This window comes from Dorea sp. AM13-35 (genome assembly GCF_003473885.1).
GTDB classification, from domain to species: domain Bacteria; phylum Bacillota; class Clostridia; order Lachnospirales; family Lachnospiraceae; genus Dorea_D; species Dorea_D hominis.
Genome location: NZ_QUCZ01000004.1, coordinates 113,149 through 127,934, shown reverse-complemented (window position 1 = coordinate 127,934; position 14,786 = coordinate 113,149). Strand labels below are relative to the sequence as shown.

10 protein-coding genes are annotated in these 14,786 nt (G+C 42.4%); all 10 read right to left on the bottom strand.

The annotated features are described in order from the left end of the window. Positions 1 to 117: 117 nt before the first annotated feature. The 10 genes from DW152_RS06300 to DW152_RS06255 all read right to left on the bottom strand — a co-directional run bounded on the left by DW152_RS06300 (position 118) and on the right by DW152_RS06255 (position 14,785). The gene (locus DW152_RS06300; RefSeq protein WP_118288209.1) at positions 118 to 3,231 is read right to left on the bottom strand and encodes an ABC transporter permease; all 3,114 of its coding nucleotides are present in this window, start codon (positions 3,229 to 3,231) and stop codon (positions 118 to 120) included. A gap of 6 nt (positions 3,232 to 3,237) precedes the next feature. After that, positions 3,238 to 3,942, bottom strand: coding sequence for an ABC transporter ATP-binding protein (locus tag DW152_RS06295; protein WP_021860847.1), 705 nt, complete (start codon positions 3,940 to 3,942; stop codon positions 3,238 to 3,240). A 135-nt stretch (positions 3,943 to 4,077) separates the two neighbouring features. After that, positions 4,078 to 5,490 carry an amidophosphoribosyltransferase gene (locus DW152_RS06290; protein ID WP_021860848.1) on the bottom strand — a complete coding sequence of 471 codons (1,413 nt, stop codon included), beginning with the start codon at positions 5,488 to 5,490 and terminating at the stop codon, positions 4,078 to 4,080. Positions 5,491 to 5,609: 119 nt separating this feature from the next. Next, a complete protein-coding gene (gene gatB, locus DW152_RS06285; RefSeq protein ID WP_118288208.1) occupies positions 5,610 to 7,040 on the bottom strand; it encodes an Asp-tRNA(Asn)/Glu-tRNA(Gln) amidotransferase subunit GatB in 1,431 nt (476 codons plus the stop codon). A 2-nt stretch (positions 7,041 to 7,042) separates the two neighbouring features. Then, positions 7,043 to 8,512: an Asp-tRNA(Asn)/Glu-tRNA(Gln) amidotransferase subunit GatA gene (gene gatA / locus DW152_RS06280; protein WP_117536773.1), complete on the bottom strand. Its 1,470-nt coding sequence runs from the start codon at positions 8,510 to 8,512 to the stop codon at positions 7,043 to 7,045. 35 nt (positions 8,513 to 8,547) lie between these two features. Beyond that, complete coding sequence (gatC, locus tag DW152_RS06275; RefSeq protein ID WP_117536774.1) at positions 8,548 to 8,841, bottom strand: Asp-tRNA(Asn)/Glu-tRNA(Gln) amidotransferase subunit GatC; 294 nt, start codon at positions 8,839 to 8,841, stop codon at positions 8,548 to 8,550. Between the two features lie 38 nt (positions 8,842 to 8,879). Next, positions 8,880 to 10,214: an aspartate--tRNA(Asn) ligase gene (gene aspS, locus DW152_RS06270; protein ID WP_118288207.1), complete on the bottom strand. Its 1,335-nt coding sequence runs from the start codon at positions 10,212 to 10,214 to the stop codon at positions 8,880 to 8,882. 465 nt (positions 10,215 to 10,679) lie between these two features. Further along, a complete protein-coding gene (locus tag DW152_RS06265) occupies positions 10,680 to 12,242 on the bottom strand; it encodes a ClC family H(+)/Cl(-) exchange transporter (protein WP_118288206.1) in 1,563 nt (520 codons plus the stop codon). 169 nt (positions 12,243 to 12,411) lie between these two features. Further along, complete coding sequence (locus DW152_RS06260; RefSeq protein WP_118288205.1) at positions 12,412 to 13,320, bottom strand: DUF4340 domain-containing protein; 909 nt, start codon at positions 13,318 to 13,320, stop codon at positions 12,412 to 12,414. 28 nt (positions 13,321 to 13,348) lie between these two features. Continuing rightward, positions 13,349 to 14,785, bottom strand: coding sequence for a GldG family protein (locus tag DW152_RS06255; RefSeq protein ID WP_118288204.1), 1,437 nt, complete (start codon positions 14,783 to 14,785; stop codon positions 13,349 to 13,351). Position 14,786: the final 1 nt, after the last annotated feature.

Below are 14,786 nucleotides of genomic sequence, written 5' to 3'. Positions count from 1 at the left end.
AGGATATAATAAGCCTCTCATTTTCAAAAGTCAACAGAAAATTAGCACTCTTTTAAACAGAGTGCTAATAATTCTTTGAACTTTATAAAGTTTTTATAAATTATGCTGCTTTTATCTTTATTCCACACTTTTCAGTGATTCTACCATATCAATCTTGCGGAGTTTAAAATACATCACACCATTTATAATGATTGAAAACAGTACCGTAAACAGGAAACTGTACAGATAACTCGGCGGATTGATATTGCGTCCGAACATTGCCGCATCCACTTCTACTGTCTGGATGATAAACAGATGCAGAATCCTTCCGATCCCAATTCCTACACCCGCTCCTATAAGCGTCAGGATCAGATTCTCACGATACACATAAGCTCCTACTTCCTGATCATAAAATCCAAGTACTTTCAGTGTTGCAAGCTCTCTCTGCCTCTCAGCAATATTAATGTTATTCAGATTATAAAGTACGACAAATGCAAGCATACCTGCTGAAATGATCAGTACTACAATAACAAGATTCAGGCTTTTCAGCATATCATCAAGCTGTTCTCTGATCTCATGCATATAACTGACATTTAACACTTCTTTCCTTGCCAGTATCTTCTTTCCTGCATCTTCCTTCTGTTTCTGGGAATATCCATCACGGATTGTAAATAAGAAACAGTTATACTCCGGCTTCTCGCCATAGATCTTCTCATAGCAGGCAGGTGTCAGATAGAGATAATGCCCCATGTAATTCTCACAGATTTTTAGGATCTTTACTTTTTTATCTCCATTTTCCTCGTCCTTAATCCGGATCGTATCGCCGGCTTTCGCATTTAAAAGCTTCGCCGTCTTCTCACTGATAATTGCTCCATCGTCTGTCAGCTTATAAGGCGTATGGCTTCTTCTGTCTCTGAAATGCACGTAGTCTCTGACATCTTCCGGCTCACCAAACACGCACTCATATGTCGCCCGCTTTTTCTTTCCTTTTGCAAGTGTTACGGACTGCATCTTCGCTTTCATATGACGAATCACATCCGAGTCTTTTGTAAGGAAATCATCCAGATTATCGATTTCTTTTTCCGTCAGATTCTCTTTTAAATAGACACTTCCATCGTAATACTGAATCTCGCTGTACTGTAAGTCGGCAATCTCGAAGATGGAATCCCGGAGTCCAAATCCGACGAGCATCAATGCCATACAGCCGCCAATTCCAAATATTGTCATGAAAAAACGTTTCTTATACCGCATCAGATTACGGATGGTAGACTTCCAAGTAAAACTTAAATGTTTCCATAGAAATCCAATTCGTTCCAGGACGACTCTTCTTCCAATCTTCGGTGCCGGCGGGCGCATCAACACAGCCGGTGTTCCTCCCAGCTCCCGGTAGCAGGCTTCTATCGTTGCAAGCAATGTGCATGCTACTGCCACACCGGAAGCAAACGCTGCATAACCCCAGTGATACGGAATCAGGATCTCCGGTATATGTAAATACATAATTCCGTATGCATATATGATAATAAACGGGAAGATCTTTTCACCGATCAAAAATCCCATAACGCTTCCAATCGCCGAAGCAAGCAATGCATAGCCGATATATTTTGACGCAATTGCTGCTTTTCCATATCCAAGCGCTTTCATCGTTCCGATCTGTGTTCTCTGTTCTTCCACCATTCGCGTCATACTGGTCAGACTAATAAGCGCTGCTACGAGGAAAAAAATCACCGGGAAGACTTTTCCGATTGCTCGCATCCGATCCGCATTCTCACCATAGCTTGTATACTCCGGCAAGTCATTCCGGTCTGCGATATACCATTTTGCTTTTGGGATATCCGCAACCTTCTTTTTCGCATCGGATATTTTTTTCTCTGCTTTTTTGATCTTCTCCTGTGCTTCTTTTTTACCTTTTTTGTAGCTGGCTTTCGCTTTTTCTAATTTCTTTTCACTCTCAGTAAACTCCTGCTCTCCTTTTGTAAGCTTCTTTTCCTGTTCCGAAATTTCCCTGTAAGCATTCTTTATCTGCTTTCGTCCGGACTTAAGCTTCGATTTTGCTTTTGCAAGTTTTCTCTCACTTGCAGTAAGTTTTGCTTCGGACGCCTCAAGTTCCTTTTTTCCGGCTTCCAGCCTGGCTTTTGCCTCGGCAAGCTGTGATGTCGCCGCTTCTATCCCCGCCATCTGGGCTGACATCTGCTCATACTGCGCTTCATTTGTATGATATTCACTCCAGCCTTTTTTTAATTTCTGTCTGCCGGCTCTTAACTGTGCTTTCCCTGCGCGGTATTCTTTTTCTCCCTGATCCAGTTCTTTTTCTTTTGCTTTCAGTGTTTTCCTGGCATTGACAAGTTTCTGTCTGCCATCCGCTAATTCTTTCTTTCCAGCCGAAAGTTTCTTTTCTCCGTCTTTGATCTTCTTTTCCGCTTTTTTTAATTTTTCACCGGACGTCTTTTTGCCTTTTTCTAACTTCTTCTCTGCTTTTGCAATCTTATCATTTGCTTCATTAACTAATTCCTGCCTTCGGATTCTGCCGCGTTTTTTTCCCAATGTTTCGATTTGATCCGTTGCTTTTTCCACTTTTTTCTCATATGCATCCGTATAAGCAGTCAGTGTTTTTGTACCCTTTACCTGCATACACGCCTCTGTATAAGTATCCAGCGCAAAGGTATCCTCGCTTACAACGAGAAATCCATCTATCGTTCCTTTGCCGATCGTTGTACTGCCACGGTTAAAAGAAATATAGCACGGGCTGTTACCAATTCCAACTACCGTATACGTATCTGTCGTTAATGTATCCGAAAGCGGATCATCCGTCCCGGACTTTACAACAATGCGGTCGCCGATCTTGTAATCCATCTCTTCATCCGCCAGACATTCTCCTGCCTTCTCTGGCATACGCCCTTTAGATACAGTCACTTTGTTCATATTCTTTGGAAGCGTCATCATATGCAGTACAAACTGGTCATCTTTTGTATCGCTCAGTACATCTACACTGTATGCGCCCTCTGCCTTTTCTATCGTATCTGCCTCGTTAAATGCCTGTATGTCTTCCCTGGTAATTCCAAGTGTACTGACTGCTTTCACATCCATCAGATCTGCGCCGTCAAAATAAGCATCCCCGGTCACACGCATGGACGGTTCCGATGCACGGATACCGGAGAAAAAAGCAACTCCCAATGCTACGATAAACAGCATAGAAAGGAATCTTCCCGGGCTTTTCTTTAATTCCATTAGAAAATCTTTGTGCGTTACTTTCATACTCTTCTACCACTCTATCGTATCTACTGATACCGGATTCTTGTTTTCCACAATCTCTGCAACTTTTCCGTTCTTGATCTTGATCACACGGTCTGCCATCGGTGCGATCGCCTGATTGTGCGTGATCAGGATCACTGTCATGCCTTTTTTCCGGCAGGTATCCTGTAATAATTTTAAAATAGATTTACCTGTATTGTAGTCCAGCGCTCCCGTCGGTTCATCACAAAGCAGCAGTTTTGGATTCTTTGCAAGTGCTCTTGCAATGGATACACGCTGCTGTTCTCCACCGGATAACTGCGCCGGGAAATTGTCTGTCCGTTCTCCTAGTCCGACTTCTTCCAACACTTCTCTGGCATCCATCGGATTTTTACAGATCTGAAGCGCCAGCTCTACATTCTCCAGTGCTGTCAGATTCGGAATCAGATTATAAAACTGAAATACAAAACCAATATCATCTCTCCGGTATGCTGTCAGTTTCTTTGCCTTATAAGTGGCAATATTCTCACCATCCACCCAGACATTGCCGGAAGTCGCTGTATCCATGCCTCCAAGGATATTAAGCACGGTTGTCTTACCCGCTCCACTGGGACCTACAACTACTGCAAATTCTCCTTTTTCAATTGTAAAATCCATCCCTGCTGCCGCAAGGATTTCCACTTCTCCCATATGGTAACTTTTCTTTACATCTTCTAATGTAACAAATGCAGACATCATACACCTCCGCGGTAATTTATACATTAATTATAACTGATTCCAGACAGAGCGTCCAGAATTAGCAATCAATATACAATAATAAAATCCCCGGATAACAGATTTTGCTATCTGGGGATTTTATTGTATCTTCCTTTATTCTTTTCCGTTAAAACAATATGTACAAATCTTGCACGGATCAATTCCAATTGAATCAAGAAGATCGTCCAGTCTGTGATAGCGCAGGGATGTAAAATTCTGCAGCTTGCGGATATCTTCGATCATCTGTACATAACGCTCTGTTGTCGGATCTGCATATTCATCCAGGATCTCCTGTGGACAGTCATCTCCTTCTCTTTCACGGATCACACGTCTTGTGATCAGTTCCATCTCTGATTTTGATCTGGAGAAGTTCAGATATTTACATCCATATAACAATGGTGGACATGCCGGACGGACATGCACTTCCTTCGCTCCGCTTCTATAAAGAAACTCTGTTGTTTCTCGAAGCTGTGTTCCTCTTACAATGGAATCATCGATCAGAAGCAACTTCTTTCCTTCAATTAACGCATGGACCGGAATCAGTTTCATTCTCGCGATCAGATTTCTCTGACTCTGATTCGTCGGCATGAAAGAACGCGGCCATGTCGGTGTATATTTGATAAATGGTCTTGCATATGGGATACCGGATTCATTGGCATATCCGATCGCATGTGCAATTCCGGAATCCGGAACTCCTGCAACAATATCCGGATGTACCGAATCCCCATCACGTTTTGCAAGCATACTTCCACATTTATAACGCATCTCTTCTACATTCACACCTTCGTATGCAGATGTCGGATATCCATAATATACCCAGAGGAAAGAACAGATCTTCATATCTTTTCCCGGCGCTTTCAATGTCTCCACGCCACTTGCGGTAACAAAAACAATTTCTCCCGGACCTAATTCTTTATAATCCTTATATCCAAGGTTAATATAGGCATGACTTTCGAACGAAACACAATACGCATCGTCTTTTGCTCCAACTACCAGAGGTGTTCTTCCATAGCGGTCTCTCGCTGCATAAATTCCTTTCTCTGTCATCAGAAGCAGCGTCATCGAACCATCTACACGTTCCTGCACATACTGGATACCTTCCAGAATTGTCTCTTTCTCACAGATTAGCGCCGCAACCAGTTCCGTCGCATTCACCTGTCCATTTGTCATCTCATGGAAATGGGAATGTGCACTCTCATACAACTCATTTAAAAGCTCTTCATAATTGTTAATCTTTCCAACTGTTGTAATCGCAAAGCTTCCTAATTTTGACTGGATCAGTAATGGCTGCGGTTCAAAATCCGAAATACAGCCAATTCCAAGTGTTCCTTTCATCTCTCCGACATCTCTGTCAAATTTTGTACGGAACGGTGAATTTTCAATATTATGAATAGAACGGTAAAATCCGTCTTCTCCAAAAGTAGCCATTCCACCTCTTCTTGTTCCCAGATGAGAATGATAGTCTACTCCATAAAATAACTCCAGCACACAATCCTGCTTTGATGCAACTCCAAAAAATCCTCCCATAGCCTTCTCCTTTTGCCTGTAATGATCTCTTTTTTGTTAATTTTTTTGTCTTTTTACCACGAATTACTCCGTTATCATACAATTTTAGCACAAAAGGAAATATGCTGTAAAGATTTTGTCTATAACATTTCTTGCAGTTTCTTATTAATTGCTACCGGATCCGCTTTTCCTTTCATCGTTTTCATCGTCTGTCCGACCAGTGCTCCAAGCGCTTTTTTCTTGCCTCCCTGATAATCAGCTACTGCCTGCGGATTGTCTGCAATCACTTTCCTTAACACTTCTTCCAATGCACCATCATCATTTACAGTTTTCAGCCCGTGCTCCTCTACATAAGCTTTCGGATCTATGTCCTCTGCAAAAATTTTCTCAAATACTTCTTTTGCAACTGAACTGTTGATCGTTCCTGCTTCTGTCAGTTCTACTAAAGCCGCAAGATTCTCTGGTGCAAAATCAATGTCTTCCGGTTCCATTCCATTTTCTTTCAGAAGACGCATCGTCTCTACCATCAGCCAGTTGGAAACTTTCTTCGGTTTTCCACAGATAGCTGCTGCCTCTTCAAAGATATCTGCCATATGTTTGGAGTTCGTCAGAATCTCCGCATCATACTGCGGAATATCATATTCTTTTTTATATCGCTCCAGCTTTTCAGAACGAAGTTCCGGCTGCCGGTCTTTTACTTTCTGAATCCATTCATCACTGATAATGATCGGCACAAGATCCGGTTCCGGGAAATAGCGGTAATCCTGTGCATCCTCTTTTGAACGCATAGCATGCGATGATTCTTTGTTGTCATCCCATCTTCTTGTTTCCTGCACAACCTGTTTCCCTTCTTCGATCAGTTCGATCTGGCGCTCTCTTTCTCCTTCAATAGCTCTTGCGATAGCTTTAAAAGAGTTCAGGTTCTTCATCTCTGTTCTTGTGCCAAATTCTGCTGCACCAACTTCCCGCACCGATAAGTTGACGTCCGCTCTCATGGATCCTTCCTGTAATTTACAGTCAGATGCGCCAAGATACTGTACGATGGTACGCAGTTTTTCCAGATAAGCAATCACTTCATCCGCTGAGCGCATATCCGGTTCCGATACGATTTCCACAAGTGGTACGCCACTTCGGTTGTAATCAACCAGTGACGTGTCATCCCATTCATCGTGGATCAGTTTTCCGGCATCTTCCTCCATATGCATTTCATGGATACGGACTTTTTTCTTCTGTCCTGCCACTTCGATCTCTACATATCCATTTCTTGCAATTGGAAGATACAGCTGGGAAATCTGATAGTTCTGTGGGTTGTCCGGGTAAAAATAATTTTTGCGGTCAAATTTGCATACCTGGGTGATATCACAGTTTGTTGCAAGTCCGATTGCCATTGCATATTCAACAACCTGCTTATTCAGAACCGGAAGAGATCCCGGCATACCGGTGCAGACCGGACAGGTATGTGTATTTGGTGCTCCTCCGAACTGTGTACTGCAGGAGCAGAAGATTTTTGTTTTCGTTGCAAGTTCTACGTGAACCTCCAGTCCAATGACTGTTTCATATTGTTTTGCCATCTCTATCTGTCTCCTTTCGCAAGTTCCGGTGCCTCATATGATTTTGTCTGTTCAAATGTATAGGCTGCGCGGATGATTTTCTTTTCCTGGAAGCAGTCTCCGATGATCTGCATACCAACCGGAAGACCTTTTGAATCTTTTCCGACCGGAATCGTAATTCCCGGAAGTCCTGCCAGATTGACTGCGATCGTGTAAATATCTCCCAGATACATTTTCAAAGGATCACTTAGGCTCTCTCCAAGTTTCGGTGCTGTTGTCGGTGCTGCCGGTGCAATGATCGCATCATAAGATGCAAATGCTTTGTCAAATGCTTTTTTGATCAGCGCCTTTGTCCGGAGTGCTTTCAAATAATAAGCATCATAATATCCGGAACTTAATACAAATGATCCAAGCATAATTCTGCGTTTTACTTCCGGTCCGAAGCCTTCGGATCTTGTCTTTTTATACATATTGTGAAGTCCTTCATATTCCGAAGTACGGTATCCGTATTTCACACCATCAAACCGGGATAAGTTCGAGCTTGCTTCTGCAGATGCAATGACGTAATAAGCCGGAATTGCATACTGTACAAGGCTTAAGTCAAATTCTTCCACAACCGCACCTTTTTCTTCCAGCACTTTGACCGCTTTTAAAATCTGTTCTTTGACTTCCGGATCCAGACCTTCTGTGAAATAATCTCTCGGCACGCCAATCTTCATTCCTTTTACCTCAGCAACCAGTCCTTCTGTGAAATCATACGATTCTCTTGCAATAGAAGTACTATCTTTGCTGTCATGAGAGGCAATGGTCTCCAGAATTGTCGCACAGTCTGTGACATCTTTTGCGATCGGTCCGATCTGATCCAGCGAAGAACCATATGCGATCAGTCCATAACGGGATACCGTTCCATAGGTTGGCTTGATTCCAACAACTCCACAGAAAGAACTTGGCTGACGGATGGAACCTCCTGTATCAGATCCAAGTGCATATGCACATTCTCCTGCCGCAACTGCCGCACAGGAACCTCCTGATGAACCGCCCGGAACATGTTCCAGATTCCATGGATTCTTTGTTTCTCCATAATAAGAAGTCTCTGTCGTACTTCCCATGGCAAATTCATCCATATTTGTCTTTCCAAGGATTACAGCTCCTGCTTTTTCCAGATTTACAACTGCTTCCGCTGTAAAGGTTGGTTTGAAACCTTCCAGAATCTTAGAGCTGCAGGTCGTCTCCACACCCTTCGTACATAAATTATCTTTGATCGCCACCGGAACACCGGCTAATGGTCCGGTAAGTGTACCGTCATTAATCATTTTCTGTACTTCTTCTGCACGTTTTCTTGCACCTTCTTTATCAATCCGCACAAAACTATGTACATTCTCTTCTACGCGTTCTATCTGTGCAATGGCTGCTTCTACTGCATCTGCCACTGTTATTTCTTTTGCTTTTATTTTCTTTCCGATCTCAACGGCCGTCATACTTGTGATATCCATGCCTTCGTTCTCCTCTCTTTTTTCTTTTCAGAAAACTATCCGATTGTCTTTGGTACTTTAAAGCTCTGGTCTTTTGCAAGTGGTGCATTGGCAAGCGTATCTGCGCTTCCGTCACCATTTGTCACAACATCCTCACGGAATACGTTATGCACCGGAAATACATGGGACATCGGTTCTACTCCGTCTGTATCCAGCTCATTTAATGTATCAATGTAATCCAGCATTTTTTCCATATCTTTTTTTGCTTCTTCCTTCTCTGCATCGCTTAATTCCAGCTTTGCCAGTATTCCGACATATTCGATTGTCTCATCTGTGATCTGATTTGCCATAATTTTGTCCCCTTTTCATCTTTCTATTTTCTATTTCTTTATGGTTCCAGTCTGCTTAAATCTCTTGGAAATAGCGTAGTCTCGCGTACATTGTCTTCCCCGATGAGCTGCATCGTCAGTCGCTCCAGTCCGATTCCAATTCCACCATGTGGCGGCATTCCATGTCTGAAGGTTGCAAGATACTGATCCATTCCATCTGTCTCCATACCTCTTGCTTCTATCTTTTCTATCAGTTTCTGATAATCATGGATTCTCTGACCGCCTGTTGTAATCTCAAGTCCTTTAAACAACAGGTCAAAACTTAATGTATATTTCGAATCTTCCGGATCATCCATTGCATAGAATGGACGCTTTTTGGATGGATAATGAGTTACAAATACAAAATCACTGCCCCACTCTTCTTTTGCATATTTTCCGATCAGCTGCTCCTCCTCCGGCTCTAAATCGAACGGATTACGCATCTTATGTCCATATTTTTCCGATACGATTTCTTTAATATCGTGGAAACGGACTGCCGGGATTCTGGATACATCCGGAAGTTCTACTCCAAGGATTTTCAGTTCTTTCGCATATTCTTTCTGCAAAAGTTTCATTGCATACTGTAAATACCCGGTTTCCATTGCCATGATATCTTCGAATCCATCAATATATCCCATCTCAAAATCAAGACTGGTATATTCATTTAAATGTCTTTTTGTGTTGTGTTTTTCTGCACGAAATACCGGTGCTGTCTCGAATACACGGTCAAATACACCTACCATCATCTGTTTGTAAAACTGCGGGCTCTGTGCCAGCACTGCAGGTCTGTGGAAATATTCCAGCTTGAAAATATTCGCTCCTCCTTCAGCTCCCTTTGCTCCGATCTTCGGTGTATGGATCTCTGTAAATTCCTGGCTGTAAAGAAAATCGCGGAATGCTCTTGTAAGTCCTTCCTGAATTCGGAATTTTGCACGCTCTCTGATATTTCTAAGGGCAATGGATCGGTAGTTTAATTTTGCTTCCAGTGAAGTATTCAATTTCCATTTGGAAATTGCAAGCGGCATCATCTCTGCCTCCGGCTCACTTAAAATTTCCACTTTCTGCATTGTAATCTCAATTCCGTTTGGTGCTTTCTCATTCTGCTTTAAAACGCCTGTCACTTCCAGTGTTGCTGCCTCTTTGATCGTTTTTATATCAAATTCTGCAGTTTCTTTCTCATATACACACTGCAGAAGTCCTTCTCTTTTACGAAGGATCACAAAGGCTACGGTTCCCATATCACGAATGACATGAACAGCTCCATTGATTTTTACAACCTCTCCTTCTGCACATCCGGTAAGTAACTCTGTAATTTCTTTTGTCTCTTTTTTCTTTACTCCTGTCATAAATTCCATCATTCAGACCTCCCTTGGTATCCTTTTTGGTAAAATAGTGTGCGTCCTCGCAGAGCCATTTTATTTATCACTAAAAATCTTTTTGATAAATAAAAAAAGAGATTCTTTCGAACCTCCGGTACTAAAAACGTCCCAGAATACATACTTGTATTCCGGGACGGATATATACTTGTTATCCGCGGTACCACCCGCATTAAGCTCGCCTTTGAACTTATCTCTTGCACGTAACGTGTGCCTTACGTATCTGCCTAATAATCTACATCCGGTAATCTCCTGCCGACGTTCAACAGATCTGCTCCGGAGTGTTCCCTATTGTTCTGCTTCCTTCAGATGCACTCTCAGTCGGCGGTGCTTCCTTCCTGTTAATTCCACAAGAACAGAGTCTCCTTCATCGCTTTGTTGTTTAAAAACTATGTCTATGGTAGCACAGGATTTTTTAAATTGCAAGTACCAAATCAAAAAATTTCAAAATCGTTCCTGACAAAGCGCCTCCATCTTCTCATGTATGACTCCCATATCACGTTCGTCTGTCATCGTTACAATCAAATCTCCTGCCTGAAGTTTTGTCTTTCCTTTCGGAATAATCTCATCTGTACCTCGCTGTATTGCTACAAGCAAACAGTTATCCGGCCATTTCACATTCCGGATCAGTTCTTCTTCAATCGAAGATCCCTGTTTCACAACAAAGTTCGCAAGTACCTTTTCGCCGGTCTCATCCGTCACAGACTCTCCGCGCTTTTGCAGGAGACGCTCCAGCAGACTTTCATAAATCGGTTTTGACTTCATCAGGATTGCTACAACATAAGCCACAATGGATACAACCGATAACGACAGCATCTGACTTAAGGAACCGGTCATTTCAAAAATAAGAATAATCCCTGTCAGAGGCGCCCGCACAATTGCGGCAAAATATCCTGCCATTGCCAGAAGTACAAAGTTATTGATATACATTGGATTCAGTCCGAAATACTGCACACTGATCGTTGCAAAAGCGCCTCCGATATAGCCTCCGATGACAAGTAACGGGAAGAAAATGCCTCCCGGTGCTCCTGATCCAAAACTTACTGCTGAGAAGATGAATCTTCCGATCAGGAGAAATAAAACGCTCTTAAGCATCACATCACTGTTTGTAAGATATTCAATCAGAGCGTGTCCGCTTCCCAGAAGATCCGGGGCGGTAAATCCAAGAATACCGGCACATACGAACGGGATCATGGCCTTCACTTCCGGTCGTAAAAACGTAGCTTTATTATAGATTTCCTGTGATTTCAAAGTAAACCAGTTATAAAATGCACCCAGCACGCCAAGTATCACTCCAAGTGCCACTATCATTCCATAGGAATGAATTGGCAGTGCATGCAAGATATCAAACTGGAACACGGAACTTACTCCCAGCACATTTGAACATAAGAAATCTGCCGTCAGCGACGCAGACATTACGGATACGAGTACCGATACGGAAAAGTTCTTATGTACTTCTTCCAGTGAAAACATGACTCCTGCAAGAGGTGCATGAAACGCCGCTGAAAGTCCTGCACTGGCTCCACAGGTCAATAAAAACTTCTCTTCGGTCTTTCCTCTGTCAAGCCCTCTGGATACCCCTTTTCCTACCATGGCGCCAAGCTGGATCGATGGGCCTTCTCTTCCAAGTGCCAGTCCTCCAGTCAGGCATAAAAAGCCGCCGAGGAACTTTGCCGGCAGCACACGCCACCAGGTCTGATCTAATTTTCCTACCATCTCGCCCTCAAGCTGAGGGATTCCGCTTCCGGATATCATCGGCTCAAACTGTACCAGTTTTGCCACGATCCAGGCAAGCAAAAGGAGCACCGCAAACCACCCTGCCATCCGCCCCGGATTGCCTGACGCATATGCGAGGATCTGCTTTAACCATTTTCCCGCATATTCCAGGCAGATCCGGTACAAAAGTACAATCAGTCCTGCGATTGCTCCAACTAATATTCCTTCACCTATTAAAATAATCTGAAATCGCTCGGCACGCTTAATCGTGTCCGGTGTATTGTGTCTCACAAGACATACCTCCCATAACTTTCTCATAGCTATATGATACCCGTAGATTATTCCGTGCTGCGCACTCTCACAATCTTCCCAATTATGAACAAGCTCATGTGGCTTAAGACCTTAGGACTCTGGTATCATATACATTATAAATAGAAGGTCGTCTTTTTTCCAGTAAAATTTAATTATCTGAATCTGAGACTGTAATCATATTTGTAATAACGTCTTTGCTGACTTTGTATACGATTTTTGAATTTTCCGGCATCACATACCGGTTTTCTCCGTCTTTGTCTGTTTTTCCAATGTAAACACTGTACGTTTTCTTCTTTCCGGATGAAGAATCTTTGTATGTAGCGGTTGCTGTTGTCCGTTTGTCAATCTCCAGACCATATTTGCCAAGTGTCTTATCTGTCACATGGTAATCTGCACAGTCAGTCAGCGTAATCGTTCCGAATCCTCCGGCAAGCTGTGCCAGATCATCTTCATCATCGTATGTCTTTGTCGTTCCATTTTTCGTAACTGCAACTCTTTTCAGATTGCCGCTGCTGATGGACGGCATAGTATCCAGACTCACAAAGGAAGATAGCTGAAACTGTAAGTTTTCTACCAGTGTACTTCCAATCGTATACACTGTATCTTCTTCTTCGATTTTCGCATAGTAATCTTCTCCAACATTATTACCGATATCGAGCGTTCCTTTTTCTCCGGAAGCTGTCTCATAAGATACTTTATATGCCGGATCCGCAAGTCCATAATCCTCCAACGCATCCGGAGCATCCAGTTTCTGCTCTGCTGTCAGACTTTCCACAGTACCTGTAATCTGCTCAACCGCACTCTGTATTAATTTGATGGTCTTATTTTTTTCATACACCCAGGTATCATTTTCCTTGACAAAAGTCATATTTTTATTTCCTTTTTTATAACTGATCTTTGTCAGGTCATCTGCATCTATGATCTGCACGGTCTGTGCCTTTTTCTTTGCCGCCTTCTGCGTCTTCATCTGATCGTTCCATGCCTTGATTCCGCCATATGCGCCGCAAAGGACAACCAGAATTCCTACAAGCAGTAACATTCTCTTTTTCTGTTTCATACATGTCCTCTTTTCTTTGAAATCCTTTTTACGCTTTTCTTCTCTTCCACCACTGTATGAATCCATATACGAGGATCAGCACAGGAATTCCAAATATGATGAACAGGCTGATAATTCCGGCATGGTGTACCGTATTATATGTAACCTGCAGACTCTTTGCCTTGATTGAAACATTCTCTACATCGTCATAGTTTGCTGTGACTGTATTCATAAACAGATCCAGATTTTCCAGTGTGGACATATTATCTGTAACATCCGGATTGATCAGGCTGTCGGAAGACACTACAGTCAGTCTTCCGGTATCTGCTATATCTGAACTGTCTGTTTCTCCGTCTGAATCATCGGAACCATTTTCTGATTTTTCTGCTACAACTCCGAGTGTATATGTTCCCTGCTTCTGATCATTGTCACTTATTGCATAACCCGAAGATGATGTTTTCATAAATTCTGTTGTTGTCACAGTATCATCTTCCGGATCAGAGACTTTCAGGCCGTGTGCATTGACGAGCAGAACCATGTCTGAACTTAAACCTTTTGCCAGATTTCCTGTCGCTGTTAGTTCCGGGAAAATATAATAATAATTTCCCTGATAGCTTCTCTGTGTATCTGCGATGTAGCCGCTCACTTCCTGAATACCATATTTTTTCAGGAAACTTTTAAGATTCGGCTGCACTTTATCGGCATCACCTAAAACAACGTAGATTTTCCCACCATTGTCCATGTAATTGTTCAGAAGTTTTACTTCATCTTTTGTCAGATCTTTCGTCGGCGCATAGATAAATAACAAATCGCAGTCATCCGGTATTTTATTCTTCATAACAAGATTCAGTTCTTCCTGCTTAATGTTACTCTTTCCAAGAAGGTCTGTAACCGATGTAGAAAATGTTCCTTCTCCATGTCCGGTCGTGTAGTAAATCTTTTTCTGCGTATCGCTTGTCACATAATTGACTGCACTGGTAAGCTGTCCTTCTCCGTCAAACTCAGACTCTGTACTGCTGCCGGTTGTATAATAGGAATACTCATCCGTCACAATGATATCACTGAACGAAACCGTCGTTGTCTTTTTCGTTTTCTTATCCGATACAAGAATCATATTCTCTTCCACATTATTTTTTGTCAGTTCTCCCGGATGCAGTACCGGATCTACCCATTTCACAGTAATCTTATCTGAAAGCGCTGTATATTTTTTCAGAAACGCTTTGATTCTGTCATCGGTAGATTTTTTCTGTGCATAGACTGTAAATGTAATGTCTGAATCCAGTTTGTTCAGGATCTTTTTACTCGTTTTTGAAATCTGATAGATTTTCTTATCACTGACATCAATGCTTTTTACATTTTCAGGCAGTTGTCCCGCAATCAGATTTACGACGGCAACAATTGCTACAACCAGTGCAATCATTCCGACACTGTAACTTCCGTTTCTGGAAGATACATTTTTAAATGTATTTCTTATTTTCTCTAACATA

What these genes read in the sequence shown, in the direction of transcription:
- DW152_RS06295 (WP_021860847.1), bottom strand. Translation starts at nt 3,942, where the DNA reads ATGTCTGCATTTGTTACATTAGAAGATGTAAAGAAAAGTTACCATATG.
- aspS (WP_118288207.1), bottom strand. Translation starts at nt 10,214, where the DNA reads ATGGAATTTATGACAGGAGTAAAGAAAAAAGAGACAAAAGAAATTACA.
- DW152_RS06300 (WP_118288209.1), bottom strand. Translation starts at nt 3,231, where the DNA reads ATGAAAGTAACGCACAAAGATTTTCTAATGGAATTAAAGAAAAGCCCG.
- DW152_RS06255 (WP_118288204.1), bottom strand. Translation starts at nt 14,785, where the DNA reads ATGTTAGAGAAAATAAGAAATACATTTAAAAATGTATCTTCCAGAAAC.
- gatC (WP_117536774.1), bottom strand. Translation starts at nt 8,841, where the DNA reads ATGGCAAATCAGATCACAGATGAGACAATCGAATATGTCGGAATACTG.
- gatB (WP_118288208.1), bottom strand. Translation starts at nt 7,040, where the DNA reads ATGGCAAAACAATATGAAACAGTCATTGGACTGGAGGTTCACGTAGAA.
- DW152_RS06260 (WP_118288205.1), bottom strand. Translation starts at nt 13,320, where the DNA reads ATGAAACAGAAAAAGAGAATGTTACTGCTTGTAGGAATTCTGGTTGTC.
- gatA (WP_117536773.1), bottom strand. Translation starts at nt 8,512, where the DNA reads ATGGATATCACAAGTATGACGGCCGTTGAGATCGGAAAGAAAATAAAA.
- DW152_RS06290 (WP_021860848.1), bottom strand. Translation starts at nt 5,490, where the DNA reads ATGGGAGGATTTTTTGGAGTTGCATCAAAGCAGGATTGTGTGCTGGAG.